This is a genomic window from Kitasatospora sp. NPDC056651, assembly GCF_042792155.1.
GTDB lineage: Bacteria > Actinomycetota > Actinomycetes > Streptomycetales > Streptomycetaceae > Kitasatospora.
In genome coordinates, this window is the sequence record NZ_JBHTWX010000019.1 from 29,834 (window position 1) to 49,630 (window position 19,797).

The following is a 19,797-nucleotide window of genomic DNA, read 5'->3' on the forward strand; positions in this document are numbered from 1 at the left end:
TCGGGAGCGGCGCCCGTGCCGCTCCGATGAGCCGTGACGAAAGGCTGGTGACGGATCGATGAAGCTCCTGCGCGTCGGACCCCCGGGCGCCGAACGCCCGGTCGTCCTGGGCGGGGACGGCACCGCGTACGACCTCTCGGGGCGCGCCCGCGACCTCGACGGGGCCTTCCTGGCCGGGCTGGACCCGGCCGCCCTGGCCCGGGACGCGGCCGCCGGCGTCCTGCCGGTGGTCGACCTCGACGGCCTGCGGGTGGGCGCGCCCGTGGCCCGACCGGGCAAGGTGGTCGGCATCGGGCTCAACTACCGCGACCACGCGGCCGAGGCCGGGGCGGCGATCCCGGAGGAGCCGGTGATCTTCCTCAAGCCGGGTTCCACCGTGGTCGGCCCCTACGACGAGGTGCTGGTGCCGCGCGGCGGCGAGAAGACCGACTACGAGGCCGAGCTGGCCATCGTGATCGGCCGCACCGCCCGCTACCTGGACTCGCCCGCCGAGGCGGCCGGGGTGATCGCCGGCTACACGATCGCCAACGACGTCACCGAGCGGGCCTTCCAGTTCGAGCGCGGCGGCCAGTGGGACAAGGGCAAGTCGGCGGAGACCTTCACCCCGCTCGGCCCCTGGCTGGTCACCGCCGACGAAGTGGCCGACCCGCAGGCGCTGACCCTGCGGCTCTGGGTCAACGGCGAGCGGCGGCAGCACGGCAGCACCGCCGAGATGATCTTCCCGGTGCTCGAACTGGTCCGCTACGCGAGTCGGTTCATGGTGCTGGAGCCCGGCGACGTGATCATCACCGGCACCCCCGCCGGGGTCACCCTGGGCCGCCCCGGCACGCCGTACCTCGCCCCCGGCGACGTGGTCGAGATCGAGATCGACGGGCTCGGCCGCCAGCGGCAGGTGCTCGGCAAGGCCTGAGCGCCCAGGCCGGCCCCGACCCCTGGCACGGGGGTCGGGAGCCTCACGGGCGCGCCAGCACCGCCCGCAGCCGCTCCGCCCGCCGCGCCCGCGGCCCCTCCAGCGCGAGCACGCCCGCCAGCACCTCGGCCGTCTGCGGATCGTGCAGCGCCGTCGCCGCCGCCATCGCGGTGAACTGGTCCACCAGCCAGTCGCGCAGCTCCGTCACCGGCAGCGCCCGCCCCTCGTCCAGCCAGCTCAGCGACGCGCCCTCGACCACCGCGATCCACGAGCGCACCAGCAGCGTCAGCCGCGGCCCGGCCTCCCGCACGCCCAGGTGGCGCAGGGTGCGCCGCAGCGCCACCCGCCGGACGTCGTCCACGATCGCCGAGGTGCGGGCCGTCTCCACCACCGAACCGCCGCGCAGCAGCGCCGAGTAGCCCGCCTCGTGCTCGACCACGAAGGCGAAGTAGCCGTCCAGCACCGCCGACAGCTGCTCGGACGGAGTCCCGCTCACCGGCACCGCGAACCGGCTGGTCAGCTCCTGCGCCGCGGAGCGCAGCGCGGCCTCGTACAACTGCTGCTTGCCGCCCGCGAAGTAGCGGTACACCAGCGGCCGGGAGGCTCCGGCGGCCTCGGCGACGTCGTCCAGGCCCACCTCCTCGGGCGGCCGGGAGGCGAACAGCTCCAGGGCTACCGCGATCAGCTGCTCGCGCCGCTGCTGGACCGGCAGCCGCCGGTATCCGGTGCGGCGCGGACGCGGCTCGGGTTCGGCCGGGGCGGGTGCCTGACCGGCGGCCGGGGCGGGGCTGGCTTCCATGGCGGCCAGCGTAACCGGCGTGCTACGGATCGGAACCGGTCGCGCCGAACGGATTTCGCGGGCCGGACCAGGCAAAAGGGTTGCAAAGCCGCCGCGCCGCGAAATGATGTCCGGATGCGTGAAGAACTGATCACCGCCGACGGCACCACCCCGCGCCGCATCGCCGACGACCACGTCCGCGAACTGGCCGAGCTCGACCCGCTGATCGCGGTCTACCTCGGCCTCAACCCCGAGGACGACCGCCTGCCCGACCTCTCCCCGGCCGGCCCCGAGGCCGTCGCCGACCTCGCCCGCCGCACCCTGGCGAGGCTCGACGAGGCCGAGCGGGCCGGCGCCGCCGAGGACGAGGCCGAGCGCCGCTGCGCCCGGCTGCTGCGCGAGCGGCTGACCGCCGAACTCCTCGTCCACGAGGCGGGGGAGAGCTTCCGCTCGCTGCGCAACCTCGGCTCCCCGGTGCACGAGCTGCGGGAGTCGTTCACCCTGATGGGTACCGACACCGAGGCCGAGTGGCAGGTCGTCGGCCGCCGCCTGGCGAGGGTCCCGGTGGCGTTCGAGCAGTACCGGCGGACGCTGGCCGAGGGCATCGAGCGCGGTCTGCTCGCCGGTCCGCGCCAGGTGTCGACCGTGCTCGGGCAGTTCGCCGAGTGGCTGGGCGAGGACACGCCCGCCGACGAGCGGGCCCCCGAAGGAGGTGCGCCGCGTGGCGGCGCGGACGACGGCGGTGACGGGCGACGGGCGGGATGGTTCGGGCAGTTCGTCCAGGGCGCGCCGCAGGAGCTGCGCCCGGAGCTGTCGAAGCACGCGGTGGCCGCCGACGAGGCGCTGGCCGAGCTGCGCGACTGGCTGCGCGACGTGTACGGCCCGGCCGCCGCCGGTGCCCCGGACACCGCGGGCCGGGAGCGCTACGTCCGGTGGGTGCGCTACTGGACCGGTGCCGACCTGGACCTGGACGAGGCCTACACCTGGGCCTGGAGCGAGTTCCACGACCTGCTGGCGCAGATGGAGGCCGAGGCCGGGAAGGTGCGGCCGGGCGAGGGCCGGCTGGCGACGATGAAGTGGCTGGAGACCGACGGTCCGGCCATCGAGGGCGCCGAGGCCGCCCGGGAGTACCTCCAGGGCCTGATGGACCAGGCGATCCGGGACCTCCAGGGCACCCACTTCGACCTGGCCGAGCCGGTCACCCGGGTCGAGTCGAAGATCGCCCCGGCGGGCAGCGCCGCCGCGCCGTACTACACCGCCCCCTCGCTGGACTTCAGCCGCCCGGGGCGGACCTGGCTGCCGCTGGTCGGCCGGGACAGCTTCCCGGTCTGGGACCTGGTCTCCACCTGGTACCACGAGGGCGTCCCGGGCCACCACCTCCAGCTCGCGCAGTGGAACTACGTCGCCGACCGGCTCTCCACCTACCAGGTCAGCCTCGGCGGCGTCAGCGCCAACATGGAGGGCTGGGCGCTGTACGCCGAGCGCCTGATGGACGAGCTCGGCTACCTCACCGACCCGGGCCACCGCCTGGGCTACCTCAACGCGCAGATGATGCGGGCGCTGCGGGTCATCGTCGACATCGGCATGCACGTGGGCCTCGACTTCCCCGCGGACTCCCCGTACAAGCCGGGCGAGCCGGTCAGCCCCGAGCACGCCCGGGAGTTCTTCGGCCTGTACTGCGGCCTGGGCGACGACTTCCTGGACAGCGAGCTGGTCCGCTACCTGGGCCTGCCCGGCCAGGCGATCGGCTACAAGCTCGGCGAGCGCGCCTGGCTGCGCGGCCGGGCGGCGGCGAAGGCGGCCCACGAGGCGCGCGGCGAGGAGTTCGACCTCAAGGCCTGGCACATGGCGGCGCTCTCGCTGGGCTCGCTGGGGCTGGACGACCTGGTCGAGGAGCTCTCGGCGCTCTGAGCCGTTCCTCGGGGCGTGTCCGACACGCCCGAGGGGGCCCGGGACTCGGTCGCGAGTCCCGGGCCCCCTCGTCCTTTGGTCCCGATCGAGTGGATTTGGCCAGGTTTTTCCTTGCCATCCGTCCGGGCCGGGGTTTGGCTGGAAGGCGACTGCGTGATCTCTCCGCCCGACTCCGGAAGGCTGGACCAGTGCCTGCGCACCCCGCCACCGGTCATGAGGACGCGGACCGACGCCGCTGGTGGGCGCTGGCCGTCATCGCCACCGCCCAGCTCATGATCGTGCTCGACATCACCATCGTGAACATCGCCCTGCCGTCCGCCCAGCGGGACCTGGGCATCTCGGACGCCGACCGCCAGTGGGTGATCACCGCCTACTCGCTGGCCTTCGGCAGTCTGCTGCTGCTCGGCGGACGACTGGGCGACCTCTTCGGCCGCAAACGCGTCTTCACCGTCGGCCTGCTGGGCTTCGCCCTCGCCTCCGCCCTCGGCGGCGCGGCGCTCGGCCCGGCCATGCTGTTCGGCGCCCGCGCCCTCCAGGGCGCGTTCGGGGCCCTGCTCGCCCCCTCCGCGCTGGGGCTGCTGTCCACCACCTTCTCCGACCCCCGGGAACGCAGTACGGCCTTCGGCATCTTCGGCGCCGTCGCCGGCGGCGGCTCCGCGATCGGCCTGCTGGCCGGTGGCGTGCTGACCGAGTACCTGGACTGGCGCTGGTGCCTGTTCGTCAACGCGCCGATCGCCGCCGTCACCGCCTTCGCGGCGTTCTCCCTGCTGAAGCGCGACCACACGGCCAGGGGCCGCCGGACGCGGCTGGACCTGCCCGGGGCGCTGCTCGGCTGCGGCGGCCTGCTGGCGATCGTCTACGGCACCTCCGAGGCCGTGAGCCGGGGCTGGAGCGACACCCTGGTGCTCGCCGCGCTGGGCCTGGGCGCGGCGCTGCTGGTGCTGTTCGTCCTGGTCGAACGGCGGACCGCGCACCCGCTGCTGCCGACCCACATCATCGCGGACCGCAACCGCGGCGGCGGCGCGCTCTCGGTGGGCCTGGCGATGATCGGCATGTTCGGCCTGTTCCTGTTCCTGACCTACTACCTCCAGGGCATCAAGCACTTCTCGCCGATCATGTCCGGGCTGTCCTTCCTGCCCATGACGGCCGCCATCGTGCTGAGTTCGACGGGCTTCGCGGCCCGGATGATGACCAGGGTGGCGACCCGGAACCTGATCGGCCCCGGTCTGCTGCTGGCCGCGGGCGGCATGGCCTGGCTGACCCAGATGCGGGTGGACAGCCACTGGGCCGCACTGGTGCTGCCCGCCGAGCTGCTGCTCGGCTTCGGCATGGGCCTGGTGTTCATGCCGGCGATCAACCTGGCCACCCTCGGGGTCGCCCCGCACGAGGCCGGCGCGGCCTCGGCCACCATCAACTCGGCCCAGCAGGTGGGTGGTTCGGTCGGCACCGCGCTGCTGAACACAGTCGCCGCGAGTGCCACCGCGAGCTTCCTGGCCACCCGGACCGCCGCCGGCCCGGCGGTGCGGGCGCAGGGCGCGGTGCACGGCTACGTCGTCGCGACGTGGGTGGCGATGGGTGTCCTGCTGCTGGCCGCGCTGGTGGCGACGCTGATGATCGACCACCGCCCGGCGCGCGGCGGGGCCGCCCCCGCCGCCGTGCCGGTCGGGGAGGCCGGGAAGGCCCGGGTCGAGGCCGGAGTCGATGCCCGGGCCGACGCCCGGGCCGAGCCCCGGACCGGGGCCCGCGTCGAGGCGGGGCCGGAGCGACCACGCCTCGACTGAAATTTGCAGCAAGATCTTGCAGCCAACCTCCGGCGCCTGCTTGACTCCTGGCACCGTCCAGGATCAAGGAGGCACCATGCTGCCGGAGTTCGACCTGCTCGTCGTCGGCGGTACCGGAGTGGACACCATCGTCCGGGTCGAGCGGCTGGAGATCCCCTCCGGCGACTCGGAGTTCGTCGAACCGGTGCGGGACTACGTCGGCCACACCGGCAACGGCGTCGCCCTCGGCGCCCACCACCTCGGCCTGCGCACCGCGTTCATCGACTTCCTCGGCGAGGACCCGCAGGGCGACCTGGTCCGCGCCCACTACGCGCGCCACGGCCTGCACTTCGCGCACCTGGTGAGCCCGCACGGCACCCCGCGCGGCGTCAACCTGGTGGACGCGGCCGGCCGCCGGTTCTCCTTCTTCGACGGCCGGCACCCCGCCGACCTGCGACTGCCGCGCTCCTTCTACCTGCCGTACGCCGAGCGCAGCCGGCACGTCCACCTGTCCATCACCGGCGTCAACCGGGACATGTACGGCGACCTGCGCCGCCTCGGCCGCACCACCTCCACCGACCTGCACGACTGGGACGGCGCCGACCCGCACCACCGCGACTACGCGCTCGGCTCCGACCTGGTGTTCCTCTCGGTGGCCGGCTGCCGCGGCCGGCACGAGGAGGTGATGCGCGCGGTCCTCGCCGAGGGCCGCGCACGGGTGGTGGTCGCCACCGCCGGTGCCGAGGGCTGCCACCTGCTCACCCGGGACGACCCCGGGCCGCGCCACCTGCCGGCCGTCGACCCGGGCCGCCCGGTGGTGGACACCAACGGCGCCGGGGACGCCTTCGTCTCGGGCTTCCTGTACGCCTGGTTCCAGGGCCGCGCGCCGCTGGACTGCGCCCGAGCCGGTACGGTGGCCGGGGCCTTCGCCTGCACCGCCGCCGGAACGCACACCGCCTTCGTCGGGGCCGCGGAACTGGACGCGGTGCTCGCCGACCGGTGACACCGGGGCGCGGGCGGCGGCGCCGGGGACACGGTCGGGTGGCGGATTTCTCATCGAGCTCCAAGGAGCCGGTCACACCGCTACCAGGCTGAGGCGCCATAGTCGTTGACCGGACGCCGCCACCGATCGCCCCCGGCAGGAGAAGCAGGCATGGGCAAGCACCGCCGCCAGAGGTCCCGCCGTCGCGGTCTGCTGGTCCCGTCCCTGCTCACCGCGCTGTCCGCGGTCGCGGTCGCCGCCGTGCTGACCGGGACGCACGGGCTGGACCTGTCCGACGCGACGACCGCCGGAAAGGCCGCCCGCAGCACCCGGGTCGCCGTCGCGCCCGCCCCGGTCACCACCTCGGCGGCCCCCGCCCCGCCGGCCCCGGTCGCGGCCCCCGCCCCGACCGGTCAGCCCGCGCCCACCGACTCCCCGACGGCCGCGGCGCCGACCACCCCCGCCGCCCAGGACGTCGCCCTCGGCACCACCGGTCCGGCCCCGCTCCCGGCCGTCGACCGCGAATCCGCCACCGTCGGCGCGCTGTTCGGCGGCTCGGTGGCGGCGGGCAAGCACTTCTGCACCGCCAGCGTGCTGCACAGCACCGGCGGCAACCTGCTGCTGACCGCCGCGCACTGCCTCAGCAGCACTGACGGCGTCACCTTCGCCCCGGGCTACCGCGACGGCTCCGCCCCGTACGGCACCTGGCAGGTGACCGCGATCCACACCACCCCCGGCTGGTCCCAGAAGGGCGACGTGGACGAGGACTTCGCGATCCTGGAGACCGCCCCCAGCGGCGGGCGCAACGTCGAGGACGTGGTCGGCGGCAACCGGCTGGGCGCCGGCGAGCCCTTCGGCGCGACCGTCCGGCTCTACGGCTACCCGGCGGACTCGGAGGAACCGCTGCTGTGCACCGACACCACCGGCCGGCAGAGCGGCTACCAGCGGGTCGTCCAGTGCCCGTCCTACCCGTCCGGCACCAGCGGCGGCCCGTGGATCGACACCGCCACCGGCGAGGTGGTCGGCGCGATCGGCGGCTACGAGCAGGGCGGCGACACCGACGACACCTCGTACAGCGCCTACTTCGACCACACCATCGCCGACCTCTACACCCAGGTCGAGGCCTCCGCCTCCTGAGTCCCGGGCCCGCCCGCGGCGGGCTCCGGACCGGCCCCGGAAAACGACGAAGACCCAGATCCGTGGATCGACTCCACTGATCTGGGCCTCATGTGCACTTCCTGCGAAGTGCCCCCGGTAGGATTCGAACCTACGCACCCGCCTCCGGAGGGCGGTGCTCTATCCCCTGAGCTACGGGGGCCTGTCGGCCTGTCGGCTGCTTGCGCTTGCGACGTGGGAAACAATACCCCATGAATCTTGCTCGCTGTGCACGGGTTTCCCGGAAGGCCGTCCGGCGGTGCCGGCGGGCGGGGGAGCGGAAGTGCCCAAAGGCCGGACGGGGCGACGGGGCCGCCGATACCCTCGGTGAGGTGTCGGGAGTGTCCGGGCGGGTCCTCGTGGTGGACGACAGCGAGGTGATCCGTCAGCTGATCACGGTCAACCTGGAGCTCGAAGGCTTCGAGGTGGTGACCGCCGCCGACGGCGCCGAGTGCCTGGAGGTCATCCGCCGGGTGCAGCCGGACGTGGTGACGCTGGACGTGATGATGCCGCGACTGGACGGTCTGCGGACGGCGGCGCGGCTGCGCGCGACCCCGGACACCAGTCGGCTGCCGATCGCGATCGTGAGCGCCTGCACCCCGGCGGACCTCGACCTGGGGGAGACGGTCGGGGTGGACGGCTACCTCGGCAAGCCCTTCGACCCGGCCGACTTGGTGGCCCTGGTCCGTCGCCTGATGCGGCTCGGCGGGCGGCCCGGCGCGCCGCCCCGCGCGCGGGCCGGCCGTTCGTGCGACGGGGTTCGCCCTGAGCGAACAGACCGCGCGGATCGGGGCCGAGACCCCGGAACGGGGCCGCCCGGACGTCTCAACCGGTAAACCGAGTGGCGGGCGGGCACCCCGTCTCGCCTACGCTTGGCGTCGTGACCCCCGCAGACCTTTCCCAGGCAATCCAGGCCGCAGTGAGCTCCGCCGTCGAGGCGGGCGAGCTGGCCGTCGCCGTGCCCGAGCACGTGTCGGTCGACCGGCCCAAGAACCGGGACCACGGCGACTACGCGACGAACGTGGCCCTCCAGCTCGCCAAGGCGGCCGGCAAGCCGCCGCGAGCCATTGCCGAACTGCTGGTCGAGCGCCTGCGAGGGATCACCGGCGTCGCCAAGGTCGACATCGCCGGTCCGGGCTTCCTGAACATCACCCTGGACACCGCCACCGCCGGTGCGCTGGCGCGCACCGTCGTCGAGGCGGGCGAGGCCTACGGCCGCAACGAGGCGCTCAAGGGCCTGAAGATCAACCTGGAGTTCGTCTCCGCCAACCCGACCGGCCCGATCCACATCGGCGGCGTCCGCTGGGCGGCCGTCGGCGACTCGCTGGCGCGCGTGCTGCGGGCCTCCGGCGCCGACGTCACCACCGAGTACTACCTCAACGACGCCGGCGTGCAGATCACCAAGTTCGCCGCCTCGCTTCAGGCCGCCGCGAACGGCCGCGAGGTGCCCGAGGGCGGGTACGTCGGCGAGTACATCGTCGACATCGCCAAGGCGCTGACCGAGGCCGTCCCGGGCGTGCTCGACCTGCCCGAGGCCGAGCAGCTGGAGGTCTTCCGCGCCGAGGGCCTCAAGCTCATGGTCGCCGAGATCCAGCGCTCGATGGACGAGTTCGGCACCCACTTCGACGTGTGGTTCTCGGAGAAGACGCTGCACGACTCCGGCGCGGTCGAGGAGGCCATCGACCGGCTGCGCGAGCAGGGCCACGTGTTCGAGCAGGACGACGCGGTCTTCCTGCGCACCACGGACTTCGGCGACGACAAGGACCGCGTCCTGATCAAGGCCGACGGCGACAAGACCTACTTCGCCGCCGACGCCGCGTACTACCTGTCCAAGCGGGACCGCGGCGCCGAGGTCGCGCTCTACATGCTGGGCGCCGACCACCACGGCTACGTCAACCGCCTCAAGGCCATCTCGGCCTGCGCGGGCGACGACATGAACCGCAACATCGAGGTGAAGATCGGCCAGTTCGTGAAGATGCTTCGCGACGGCGAAGAGGTCCGCATGTCCAAGCGGGCCGGCAACATCATCACGATCGACGACGTGGTCGAGTGGATCGGCGTGGACGCCGCCCGCTACACCCTGGCGCGCTCCTCCACGGACTCGACGATCACGCTGGACATCGACCTGCTGACCAGCCAGACCACCGAGAACCCGGTCTTCTACGTCCAGTACGCCCACACCCGGATGTGCGGCGTGGCGCGCAAGGCCGCCGAGCTGGGCGTGGACAAGGGCACGGCCGAGCAGTTCAAGCCCGAGCTGCTCGCCACCGAGTGGGAGTCCGACGTGCTCGGCCACCTCGCCGAGTTCCCGCGGGTGCTGGCCACGGCCGGCGAGCTGCGCGAGCCGCACCGGGTCGCGCGCTACCTGGAGGAGCTCGCGGGCAAGTACCACCGCCTGTACGAGAACTGCATGTTCCTGCCCAAGGGCGACGAGGAGCTCAACGACACCCACCGGGCCCGCCTCTGGCTGGTCGAGGCGACGCGCACCGTGCTCGCCAACGGACTCACGCTCCTGGGCGTGACGGCGCCCGAGCGGATGTAGGCACCACCCCCAAGCGCAACGGCGGGGGCGGCGGACGGTCAACGAGGACCGTCGCCGCCCCTCGCCATAGGTCTCGAAGGACTTGTAGAAGATGAGTCGTTCCGCACACCCGGCAGGCCCCCGTCACGGCGACGTCCTGCCCGAGGGCCACTACCAGGCCCCGCCCGCCGACCTGAACGCGCTCGACCCCAAGGTCTGGTCGCGCACCGTCTCCCGCGATGCCGAGGGCGTGGCCACCGTCGGCGGCGTCGACGTCAGGCGGCTGGCCGCCGAGTTCGGCACCCCCGCCTACGTGCTGGACGAGGAGGACTTCCGGGCCCGGGCACGCGCCTGGCGGGACGCCTTCGGCACCGACGCGGACGTCTACTACGCCGGCAAGGCGTTCCTCTCCAAGGCCGTCGTGCGCTGGCTGCACGAGGAGGGCCTCAACCTCGACGTGTGCAGCGCGGGCGAGCTGGCCGTGGCGCTGGCCGCCGGGATGCCGCCGCAGCGGATCGCGCTGCACGGCAACAACAAGGCGGTGGACGAGCTCGAACACGCGGTGAGCACGGGCGTCGGGCACATCGTGGTCGACTCCTACGAGGAGATCGAGCGGCTCGCCGCGATCGCCGCCCGCCAGGGCGTGCGCCAGCAGGTGCTGATCCGGATCACCGTCGGCGTCGAGGCGCACACCCACGAGTTCATCGCCACGGCGCACGAGGACCAGAAGTTCGGGCTCTCCCTGACCGGGGGCGCGGCCGCCGAGGCAGTGCGCCGGGTGCTGGCGCACGGCGACAGCCTGGAGCTGCGCGGCATCCACTCGCACATCGGCTCGCAGATCTTCGACATGGCCGGCTTCGAGGTCGCCGCCCGCCGGGTGGTCGGCCTGCTGGCCGAGATCCGCGACGAGCACGGCGTCGAGCTGCCCGAGATCGACCTCGGCGGCGGCCTCGGCATCGCGTACACCAGCGAGGACGACCCGCGCGAGCCGGCCGAGATCGCGGCCGCGCTGGCCGACATCGTCCGCCGCGAGTGCGCCGCCGCGAACCTGGACGCCCCCCGGCTGAGCGTGGAGCCGGGCCGGGCGATCGTCGGCCCGACGGCGTTCACGCTGTACGAGGTCGGCACCGTCAAGCCGCTGGAGGGCCTGCGCACCTACGTCAGCGTGGACGGCGGGATGTCCGACAACATCCGCACCGCGCTGTACGACGCCGAGTACTCGGTGGCCCTGGTCTCGCGCACCAGCGACGCGGAGCCGATGCTGGTGCGGGTGGTCGGCAAGCACTGCGAGTCCGGCGACATCGTCGTCCGGGACGCCTTCCTGCCGGCCGACCTGGCCCCGGGCGACCTGATCGCGGTGCCCGCCACCGGCGCCTACTGCCGCTCGATGGCGAGCAACTACAACCACGCCCTCAAGCCCCCCGTGCTCGCCGTCAGGGACGGCGCGGCGCGGGTGATCGTCCGGCGCGAGACGGAGGAGGATCTCCTGCGTCTGGATGTCGGATGACGAAATTCTCGTCTCAATACATGGGACGACCGTAGATCCGTACGGAAAGTCCCGGAGACTGGTACGGACCGAAGATTCCGGCGGCCCCGAGAAAATCCGCCGGAATGACGAAGACGATGAATGCAGAGCGGAGTCGGATGATGCGTACGCGCCCGCTGAAGGTGGCGTTGCTGGGTTGTGGTGTGGTGGGCTCCGAGGTGGCGCGCATCATGACGACGACGGCCGACGACCTCGCCGCTCGCATCGGTGCACCGGTCGAGCTCGCCGGGATCGCGGTCCGCCGCGCCGGGCGGGTCCGGCCGGGTGTCCCGGAGCACCTGATCACCACCGATGCCGAGGCCCTGGTGAACCGCGGCGACATCGACGTGGTGGTCGAGGTGGTCGGCGGCATCGAGCCCTCCAAATCGCTGATCCTGTCGGCGTTCGAGCGGGGTGCCTCGGTGGTCAGCGCCAACAAGGCGCTGCTCGCCAAGGACGGCACCGAGCTGCACGCCGCGGCCGCCGCGGCCGGGGTGGACCTGTACTACGAGGCCGCGGTGGCGGGCGCGATCCCGCTGCTGCGCCCGCTGCGCGAGTCCCTCGCGGGCGACAAGGTCAACCGGGTGCTGGGCATCGTCAACGGCACCACCAACTTCATCCTCGACAAGATGGACACCACCGGCGCCGGCTACTCGGAGGCACTGGAGGAGGCCACCGCGCTGGGCTACGCCGAGGCCGACCCGACGGCCGACGTGGAGGGCTTCGACGCCGCCGCCAAGGCCGCGATCCTGGCCGGCATCGCGTTCCACACCAAGGTCACCGCGGCGGACGTCTACCGCGAGGGCATCACCGAGGTGACCGCGGCCGACATCGCCTCCGCCAAGGAGATGGGCTGTGTGGTCAAGCTGCTCGCGATCTGCGAGCGGGCGAGCGACGGCGCTTCCGTCACCGCGCGGGTCCACCCGGCGATGATCCCGCTGTCGCACCCGCTGGCCTCCGTCCGCGAGGCGTACAACGCGGTGTTCGTCGAGGCCGAGGCGGCCGGCCGGCTGATGTTCTACGGCCCCGGCGCGGGCGGCTCGCCGACCGCCTCCGCGGTGCTCGGCGACCTGGTCGCGGTCTGCCGCAACAAGCTGGCGGGCGCCACCGGCCCCGGCGACTCGGTGTACACCCGGCTGCCGGCCAAGCCGATGGACGAGGTGGTCACCCGCTACCACGTCAGCCTGGACGTCGACGACCGCGCGGGCGTGCTCGCCCAGGTGGCGTCCGTCTTCGCCGAGCACGGCGTGTCCATCGACACCGTGCGCCAGCAGGGCCGCGACGGCGACGCCTCGCTCGTCGTGGTCACCCACCGTGCCACCGACGCCGCGCTGTCGGCGACGGTCGACAAGCTCCGCGCGCTGGACAGCGTGCGGGACGTGGCCAGCATCATGCGGGTCGAAGGGGAATAAGGAACAGCCATGAACGCCGTTGCCGAGAACGTCGTCCGAGGCGCGCACACCCACCAGTGGCGCGGCCTGATCGAGGAGTACCGGGACCGCCTGCCGGTCACCGCGGCCACCCCGGTGGTCACCCTGCTGGAGGGCGGCACGCCCCTGGTGCCCGCCCAGGTGCTCTCCGAGCGCACCGGCTGCGAGGTCTACCTCAAGGTCGAGGGCGCCAACCCGACCGGATCCTTCAAGGACCGCGGGATGACGATGGCCATCTCCAAGGCCAAGGAGGAGGGCGCGCAGGCGGTCATCTGCGCGTCCACCGGCAACACCTCGGCCTCCGCCGCCGCGTACGCGGTGCGCGCCGGGATGGTCTCCGCCGTGCTCGTCCCGCAGGGCAAGATCGCCCTCGGCAAGATGGGCCAGGCGCTGGTGCACGGCGCCCGGATCCTCCAGGTCGACGGGAACTTCGACGACTGCCTCACCCTTGCGCGTGAACTGTCCGAGAAGTACCCGGTGGCGCTGGTCAACTCGGTCAACCCGGTGCGGATCGAGGGCCAGAAGACCGCGGCCTTCGAAATCGTCGACATGCTCGGCGACGCCCCGGACATCCACGTGCTGCCGGTCGGCAACGCGGGCAACATCACCGCGTACTGGAAGGGCTACCGCGAGTATTCCCGCCCGTCACCCGCCGCCACCCTTGACGGAGACGCTACGCGCCGCACCCTCCCTGCCCTCGCCACCCGCACCCCGCGGATGTGGGGCTTCCAGGCCTCCGGCTCGGCCCCGATCGTGGACGGCGCCCCGGTGCTCAAGCCGCAGACCATCGCCACCGCGATCCGGATCGGCAACCCGGCCTCCTGGGACTTCGCGCTCGCCGCGCGGGACGAGTCCGGCGGCCTCATCGACAAGGTGACGGACCGTCAGATCCTGTCCGCCTACCGGCTGTTGGCCTCGCAGGAGGGCGTCTTCGTGGAGCCCGCCTCGGCCGCCTCGGTGGCCGGCCTGCTGGCCAAGGCGGAGGCCGGCCTGGTCGACCCGGGCCAGCGGATCGTCTGCACCGTGACCGGCAACGGCCTGAAGGACCCGGACTGGGCGGTGGCCGGCGCGCCGCAGCCGCAGATCGTCCCGATCGACCCGGAGGCGGCCGCCCGCAGCCTCGGGCTGCTCGACTGACGGGCTCTGACGCCCCGACGGGCCGGCCCTCCAGGGGGCCGGCCCGTCGAAGTTCCACACTGACGCTTTTGTGTCCATTGAGCTTCGCTTTGCGATCCGTTTTCGCCCCCCTCCTCGACGGAGGGGGGTGCGCATTCCGGCCAGAACCGGCAACACACCAGATCGAAGGCCCACGGGGTGTACCGCTGGGGAACCTCTCTTCGATACTCTGGCCTCGGCCGCGTGGCAACTGCCCCGGGCCCGGCGGGTCCGGGCCGAGCCGACCCCAGCGACCGCCCGCCCCCGAGGGGCCGTGGTCCGTTCCCCACCCTCGCACCGACGACGCGCTCCGCGCCGCCCGATTTCCCCAGGAGAGTCCACCGCATGGCCGGTCCTGCGTTCCGTGCCGCCGCCGTCCGGGTCCGGGTTCCCGCGACCAGCGCCAACCTCGGCCCGGGCTTCGACGCCTTCGGGCTCGCGCTGGGTCTGTACGACGACGTGGTCGTCCGGGTCGCCGACTCCGGCCTCTCCGTCGACATCGCGGGTGAGGGCGCCGAGACGCTGCCGCGCGACGAGCGCCACCTGCTGGTCCGCTCGATGCGCGCCGCCTTCGACCGGCTCGGCGGCCAGCCCCGAGGCCTCGAAGTGGTCTGCGCCAACCGGATACCGCACGGCCGCGGCCTCGGCTCGTCCTCGGCCGCCATCTGCGCCGGCATCGTGGCCGCCCGCGCGGTGACCATCGGCGGGCCGTCCGCGCTGGACGACGAGGCGCTGCTGGCCCTCGCCTCCGAGCTGGAGGGCCACCCCGACAACGTCGCGGCCTGCCTGCGCGGCAACTTCACCATCGCCTGGACCGACGAGGAGTCGGCCAGGGCGGTGGCGCTGGAGCCGTCCGAGCAGGTCGTCCCGGTGGTGTTCGTCCCGGCCGGTGAGGTGCTCACCGAGACCGCGCGCGGACTGCTGCCGAAGACCGTCCCGCTGGCCGACGCCGCCGTCAACGCCGGCCGCTCCGCGCTGCTGGTGGAGGCGCTGACCAGGCGGCCCGACCTGCTCCTCGCCGCCACCGAGGACCGGCTGCACCAGGACTACCGCGCCTCCGCGATGCCGGACAGCGCCGCGCTGGTCGGCGCGCTGCGCGCCGAGGGCGTCCCCGCGGTCATCTCCGGGGCCGGCCCGACCGTCCTGGCGCTCACCGACGAGGCGGGCGCCGACAAGGTGCTCTCCTTCGCCGGGCACCACGGCCACGGCGGCGACCCGGCGTTCGCCGCGCACCGGCTGGACGTCGACCGCACCGGGGCCCTCGTGCTCCCGCTGGACGTCTGAGCAGCCCGAACGGGCCGTTCGGGGCCCGGCACCGGCACCCTGCCGAGCCGGGCCCGACGGACACGATTGGCAAGCACGAGGCTGGGGAATGTCTGAGGGGGTCGGTAGTGTTAACCTCATTGCTGCACCAGGTGCCCTCCGGGGCTCGGTGCGCCGCGTCCCGATCCCAGCACTCCACAGCAGTGGAGTCCCGGCGATGCACGGGGCGACGATTCTCCGGGAGCCCACCGCAGCGCGTACGCAGCCTGCCTGCGCGACACGCGGCCGCATCCCGAAGCCGTGACACGGCACCTGACTCCCACCCGCGGCCTCCCACCTAGAGGTCAGGACGGGCGGAGCGCGGGCCACCGTCACGCGACGGGGGCCCGGGATTCGCAGGGAGCGTGGGGGTTACGCCCTCAGGGGAGGTCGACACACGACCGGCCCACGCGCCAATCAGCACCACCGTGCTTCAAGCACCGCACCTCGTAGCTCTCCCTCGACGGGCTCCCGCCATTCGAGGGATCACCGCCTCGGACCGACGCAGTCGAGCGTTGGTCAGGACAGCACAACCGGTCGCCGAGCCAGACAGGCCGACGTCCGCTCCAGGGAAGGACCCTTAGTGAGCGACTCCACCGATCTGATGGGCGCGCGCCCGGACGCCGAGGCGTCGGACGCAGCCGCCGCCCCCGCTGCCCCGGCGCGGCGGCGCCGCAGTGCCGCCGCGGGCCTGGACGGCATGGTCCTGGCCGAGCTCCAGAAGCTCGCCGCGGACCTTGGCATCACCGGTACCGGGCGCATGCGCAAGAGCCAGCTGATCGAGACCATCAAGGAGAAGAGCGGCGGGGACCCGCTGCTCGCCGCCGGTGGCACCACCGCCCCGGCCGCCAAGCGCACCGCCGCCAAGGCCGAGGCCGAGGCCCCGGCCGAGAAGCCGGCCCGCCGCACCAAGGCCGCGAAGGCCGCCGCCGAGGCCGCCGCCGAGCCGCAGGCCCAGATCGAGATCCCGGTCCAGGCCGCCGCCGAGACCGCCGCGCCGGCCCGTACCGAGCGCACCCGCCGTCGTGCCACCTCGGCCGCCGGCGCCCCCGCGGCTCCGGCCGCCCCGGCCGCCGAGGCCGAGGCCGAGGCCGCCACCGTCGTGGTCGCCGAGCCCAAGCAGGCCGAGGCGCGCCCGGCGGAGACCCGTGGCTTCGAGGGCCGCGAGGACAGCCGCGAGAGCCGTCGCGACCGCCGTGAGCGGCGCGAGCGCGGTGACCGCACCGAGCGCACCGAGCGCACCGAGCGCACCGACCGCCAGGAGGGCGGCGAGGCCCAGGGCGGCCAGGAGGCCGACGGGCGCGAGTCGCGTCGCGACCGCCGCAACCGCCGTGAGCGCACCGACCGCCAGCCCCAGCAGGGCGGCCAGCAGCAGAGCGGCCAGGCCGACCAGCAGGGCCGCCAGGCCCAGCAGGCCCAGCAGCCGCAGGCCCAGCAGGGCGGGTACGACGACGACGAGTTCGGCGAGGGTCGCCGTGGCCGGCGCGGGCGCTACCGCGACCGCCGTGGCCGCCGTGGCCGCGACGGCTTCGAGGCCGGTCCGGCCGAGCCGCAGATCGGCGAGGACGACGTCCTGATCCCGGTCGCGGGCATCCTCGACATCCTCGACAACTACGCGTTCGTGCGCACCTCCGGCTACCTGCCGGGCCAGAACGACGTCTACGTCTCGCTCGCCCAGGTCCGCAAGAACGGCCTGCGCAAGGGTGACGCCATCACCGGTGCCGTGCGCCAGCCGCGCGACGGCGAGCGCCGCGAGAAGTTCAACGCCATGGTGCGGCTGGACTCCGTCAACGGCATGGACCCGGAGAGCGGCCGCGGCCGCCCCGAGTTCAACAAGCTCACCCCGCTCTACCCGCAGGAGCGGCTGCGCCTGGAGACCGACCCGGGCGTGCTGACCACCCGGATCATCGACCTGGTGTCGCCGATCGGCAAGGGCCAGCGCGGTCTGATCGTCGCGCCGCCGAAGACCGGCAAGACCATGGTGCTGCAGGCGGTCGCCAACGCGATCACCCACAACAACCCCGAGTGCCACCTGATGGTCGTCCTGGTCGACGAGCGTCCGGAAGAGGTCACCGACATGCAGCGGTCGGTGAAGGGCGAGGTCATCTCCTCGACCTTCGACCGCCCGGCCGAGGACCACACCACCGTCGCCGAGCTGGCCATCGAGCGCGCCAAGCGCCTGGTGGAGCTGGGCCACGACGTGGTCATCCTGCTGGACTCGATCACCCGCCTCGGCCGCGCCTACAACCTGGCGGCGCCGGCCTCCGGCCGCATCCTGTCCGGTGGTGTCGACTCGACCGCGCTGTACCCGCCGAAGAAGTTCTTCGGTGCCGCGCGCAACATCGAGAACGGCGGCTCGCTGACCATCCTGGCCACCGCGCTGGTCGAGACCGGCTCGCGCATGGACGAGGTGATCTTCGAGGAGTTCAAGGGCACCGGCAACATGGAGCTCAAGCTCGACCGGAAGCTCTCGGACAAGCGCATCTTCCCGGCCGTCGACGTGGACGCCTCCAGCACCCGCAAGGAGGAGATCCTGCTCGGCAGCGAGGAGTTGGCCATCGTCTGGAAGCTGCGCCGGGTGCTGCACGCGCTCGACTCGCAGCAGGCGATCGAGCTGCTCCTGGACAAGATGAAGCAGACCAAGAGCAACGCCGAGTTCCTGATGCAGATCGCCAAGACCACCCCCGGCTCGGGCGACTGACCGTAGCCGGACGGCTGTCGAAGCACGGAACCCCGGATCGCGCGAGCGGTCCGGGGTTCCGTGCGTCCGGTCCGCTTTGTTCCAGAGTCGGGACAACTTGGGGGCGTTTGGATCATGTTGTCCGATTTACTCTGGACCGTATGGCCGAGCACAAGAGGGTCCTGAGCCGCCGCCGCCTCGTGCTGCGGAGGGCCGCCCGCGCGTTCGCCGCGCTCGTCGTCCTCGGCGCCGGCGCGGGCGTCTTCGTGTACTTCAAGCTCGACGGGAACATCAAGAGCGTCGACATCGACTCCCGGCTCGGCGGCGCCCGGCCGCCGGCCGCCACCGACGGCTCGTTCAACATCCTGGTGCTGGGCTCGGACTCGCGGGCCGGCGACAACGCCTCGATGGCCGGCGGGAACACCGGCGACACCGCCCGCTCGGACACCGCGATGGTGATGCACATCAGCCAGGACCACTCCCACGCCCAGGTCGTCTCGATCCCGCGCGACACCCTGGTCGTCCGCCCGGACTGCGTCGACGCCGGCGGCAGGACCGTCCCCGGCGCCAAGCGCGCGATGTACAACAGCGCCTTCGAGACCGGCGGCGCGGCCTGCGCCGTCAAGACCACCGAGCAGCTCACCGGGCTGCGGATGGACCACTACCTCCAGGTCGACTTCGCCGGCTTCGCCCGGGTCGTGGACGCGATAGGCGGGGCCACCGTGACCACCACGGTGGCCATCCACGACAAGGACAGCGGGCTCGACCTGCCGGCCGGCGAGCACCACCTGGACGGGCAGCAGGCACTGGCCTTCGTGCGCACCCGGCACGGCGTCGGCGACGGCAGCGACCTCGGCCGGATCGAGCTCCAGAAGCAGATGGTGCGGTCGCTGCTGAAGCAGGTCGGCGGGACCGGGCTGCTCACCAACCCGGTCAAGCTGTGGTCGATCGGCGACACCGTCACCAAGAGCATCACCACCGACTCGGCGCTCGGCTCGGTGAACTCGCTGGTGGGGCTCGGCCAGGAGCTCAAGGGGATAGGCCCGGACCAGCTGAGCATGGTCACCCTGCCGGTGGAGACCGCCCCCAGCGACCCGAACCGGGTCGTCCCGCAGCAGCCGCTCTCCGACCAGGTCTGGACGGCGCTCAGGGCCGACCAGCCGTTCCCGTCCGCGGTCGTCTCCGCACAGCCGGAGAACCCCGCCCAGGCGGCCCCCACGGCCCCCGCCGCCGCCCCGTCGACGGCCGCGCGGGACAGCGGCAGGGGCGGCCCGAAGCCCGCCCCGAAGGCCGGCGCGGCGCACTGAGCGGGCGCCCGGAATATCCCGGAAGGGCCCCCGGTTTGGGAAGATGCGGCCGGTCCTGGCAGACTGGTCCGTCGGTCCCGGTTCACGTGCGGCGCTCCAGCCGCCGACCCGGTGCCCTCCCGAAACCTAGGAGATCCCCTTGAAGCCCAACGTTCACCCCGAGTACGTGGTCACCCGCGTGACCTGCACCTGCGGTGCCGAGTTCACCACCCGCTCGACCGAGACCAGTGGCGAGATCCGCGCCGAGGTCTGCTCGCAGTGCCACCCGTTCTACACCGGCAAGCAGAAGATCCTCGACACCGGTGGCCGCGTGGCCCGCTTCGAGGCCCGCTTCGGCAAGCAGCACAGCGCGAAGGCCTAGCGCTCCCTCGGCGCCGGTTC

At 73.1% G+C, this 19,797-nt stretch carries 15 protein-coding genes and 1 tRNA gene; 14 read left to right on the forward strand and 2 right to left on the reverse strand.

Features of this window, described 5'->3' with window-relative positions:
* Positions 1-58: 58 nt before the first annotated feature.
* Positions 59-910, forward strand: a complete 852-nt coding sequence (locus tag ACFRAR_RS10640) for a fumarylacetoacetate hydrolase family protein (RefSeq protein ID WP_380697022.1) — start codon at positions 59-61, stop codon at positions 908-910.
* A 43-nt stretch (positions 911-953) separates the two neighbouring features.
* Here the strand turns inward: ACFRAR_RS10640 and ACFRAR_RS10645 are convergent, their stop codons facing one another.
* Positions 954-1,709: a TetR/AcrR family transcriptional regulator gene (locus ACFRAR_RS10645; protein ID WP_380697024.1), complete on the reverse strand. Its 756-nt coding sequence runs from the start codon at positions 1,707-1,709 to the stop codon at positions 954-956.
* Between the two features lie 114 nt (positions 1,710-1,823).
* Here ACFRAR_RS10645 and ACFRAR_RS10650 point away from each other — a divergent pair, with 114 nt between their 5' ends.
* From ACFRAR_RS10650 to ACFRAR_RS10665, 4 genes are all read left to right on the forward strand, one after another.
* Positions 1,824-3,599 (forward strand): DUF885 domain-containing protein, encoded by a 1,776-nt coding sequence (locus tag ACFRAR_RS10650; protein ID WP_380697026.1) that lies wholly within the window; start codon positions 1,824-1,826, stop codon positions 3,597-3,599.
* Positions 3,600-3,787: 188 nt separating this feature from the next.
* Complete coding sequence (locus ACFRAR_RS10655; protein WP_380697028.1) at positions 3,788-5,380, forward strand: MFS transporter; 1,593 nt, start codon at positions 3,788-3,790, stop codon at positions 5,378-5,380.
* A gap of 76 nt (positions 5,381-5,456) precedes the next feature.
* Positions 5,457-6,362 (forward strand): carbohydrate kinase family protein, encoded by a 906-nt coding sequence (locus tag ACFRAR_RS10660; RefSeq protein ID WP_380697030.1) that lies wholly within the window; start codon positions 5,457-5,459, stop codon positions 6,360-6,362.
* A gap of 150 nt (positions 6,363-6,512) precedes the next feature.
* A complete protein-coding gene (locus ACFRAR_RS10665) occupies positions 6,513-7,478 on the forward strand; it encodes a trypsin-like serine peptidase (RefSeq protein ID WP_380697032.1) in 966 nt (321 codons plus the stop codon).
* A 109-nt stretch (positions 7,479-7,587) separates the two neighbouring features.
* Here the strand turns inward: ACFRAR_RS10665 and ACFRAR_RS10670 are convergent.
* Positions 7,588-7,659 (reverse strand) — tRNA-Arg (locus tag ACFRAR_RS10670).
* Between the two features lie 178 nt (positions 7,660-7,837).
* Here ACFRAR_RS10670 and ACFRAR_RS10675 point away from each other — a divergent pair.
* From ACFRAR_RS10675 to rpmE, 9 genes are all read left to right on the forward strand, one after another.
* Positions 7,838-8,332 carry a PleD family two-component system response regulator gene (locus ACFRAR_RS10675; protein ID WP_380697106.1) on the forward strand — a complete coding sequence of 165 codons (495 nt, stop codon included), beginning with the start codon at positions 7,838-7,840 and terminating at the stop codon, positions 8,330-8,332.
* 44 nt (positions 8,333-8,376) lie between these two features.
* Positions 8,377-10,038 (forward strand): arginine--tRNA ligase, encoded by a 1,662-nt coding sequence (gene argS / locus ACFRAR_RS10680; protein WP_380697034.1) that lies wholly within the window; start codon positions 8,377-8,379, stop codon positions 10,036-10,038.
* Between the two features lie 91 nt (positions 10,039-10,129).
* Complete coding sequence (gene lysA, locus ACFRAR_RS10685; RefSeq protein WP_380697036.1) at positions 10,130-11,524, forward strand: diaminopimelate decarboxylase; 1,395 nt, start codon at positions 10,130-10,132, stop codon at positions 11,522-11,524.
* Positions 11,525-11,661: 137 nt separating this feature from the next.
* Entirely contained in the window at positions 11,662-12,954 is a 1,293-nt protein-coding gene (locus ACFRAR_RS10690) for a homoserine dehydrogenase (RefSeq protein ID WP_380697038.1), read from the forward strand.
* 9 nt (positions 12,955-12,963) lie between these two features.
* Positions 12,964-14,109 carry a threonine synthase gene (gene thrC / locus ACFRAR_RS10695; protein ID WP_380697040.1) on the forward strand — a complete coding sequence of 382 codons (1,146 nt, stop codon included), beginning with the start codon at positions 12,964-12,966 and terminating at the stop codon, positions 14,107-14,109.
* A 363-nt stretch (positions 14,110-14,472) separates the two neighbouring features.
* Positions 14,473-15,411: a homoserine kinase gene (gene thrB, locus ACFRAR_RS10700; protein WP_380697042.1), complete on the forward strand. Its 939-nt coding sequence runs from the start codon at positions 14,473-14,475 to the stop codon at positions 15,409-15,411.
* Positions 15,412-16,012: 601 nt separating this feature from the next.
* Entirely contained in the window at positions 16,013-18,130 is a 2,118-nt protein-coding gene (rho, locus tag ACFRAR_RS10705; RefSeq protein WP_380697044.1) for a transcription termination factor Rho, read from the forward strand.
* Positions 18,131-18,270: 140 nt separating this feature from the next.
* Entirely contained in the window at positions 18,271-19,416 is a 1,146-nt protein-coding gene (locus tag ACFRAR_RS10710) for an LCP family protein (RefSeq protein ID WP_380697046.1), read from the forward strand.
* Positions 19,417-19,555: 139 nt separating this feature from the next.
* A complete protein-coding gene (gene rpmE, locus ACFRAR_RS10715; RefSeq protein ID WP_030057539.1) occupies positions 19,556-19,777 on the forward strand; it encodes a 50S ribosomal protein L31 in 222 nt (73 codons plus the stop codon).
* Positions 19,778-19,797: the final 20 nt, after the last annotated feature.

Bases quoted from the DNA above. Each gene is read 5' to 3' on its own strand.
- ACFRAR_RS10650 (WP_380697026.1), top strand. From the start codon at position 1,824: ATGCGTGAAGAACTGATCACCGCCGACGGCACCACCCCGCGCCGCATC.
- ACFRAR_RS10660 (WP_380697030.1), top strand. From the start codon at position 5,457: ATGCTGCCGGAGTTCGACCTGCTCGTCGTCGGCGGTACCGGAGTGGAC.
- ACFRAR_RS10710 (WP_380697046.1), top strand. From the start codon at position 18,271: ATGGCCGAGCACAAGAGGGTCCTGAGCCGCCGCCGCCTCGTGCTGCGG.
- ACFRAR_RS10665 (WP_380697032.1), top strand. From the start codon at position 6,513: ATGGGCAAGCACCGCCGCCAGAGGTCCCGCCGTCGCGGTCTGCTGGTC.
- ACFRAR_RS10645 (WP_380697024.1), bottom strand. From the start codon at position 1,709: ATGGAAGCCAGCCCCGCCCCGGCCGCCGGTCAGGCACCCGCCCCGGCC.
- ACFRAR_RS10640 (WP_380697022.1), top strand. From the start codon at position 59: ATGAAGCTCCTGCGCGTCGGACCCCCGGGCGCCGAACGCCCGGTCGTC.
- thrB (WP_380697042.1), top strand. From the start codon at position 14,473: ATGGCCGGTCCTGCGTTCCGTGCCGCCGCCGTCCGGGTCCGGGTTCCC.
- thrC (WP_380697040.1), top strand. From the start codon at position 12,964: ATGAACGCCGTTGCCGAGAACGTCGTCCGAGGCGCGCACACCCACCAG.
- lysA (WP_380697036.1), top strand. From the start codon at position 10,130: ATGAGTCGTTCCGCACACCCGGCAGGCCCCCGTCACGGCGACGTCCTG.
- ACFRAR_RS10690 (WP_380697038.1), top strand. From the start codon at position 11,662: ATGATGCGTACGCGCCCGCTGAAGGTGGCGTTGCTGGGTTGTGGTGTG.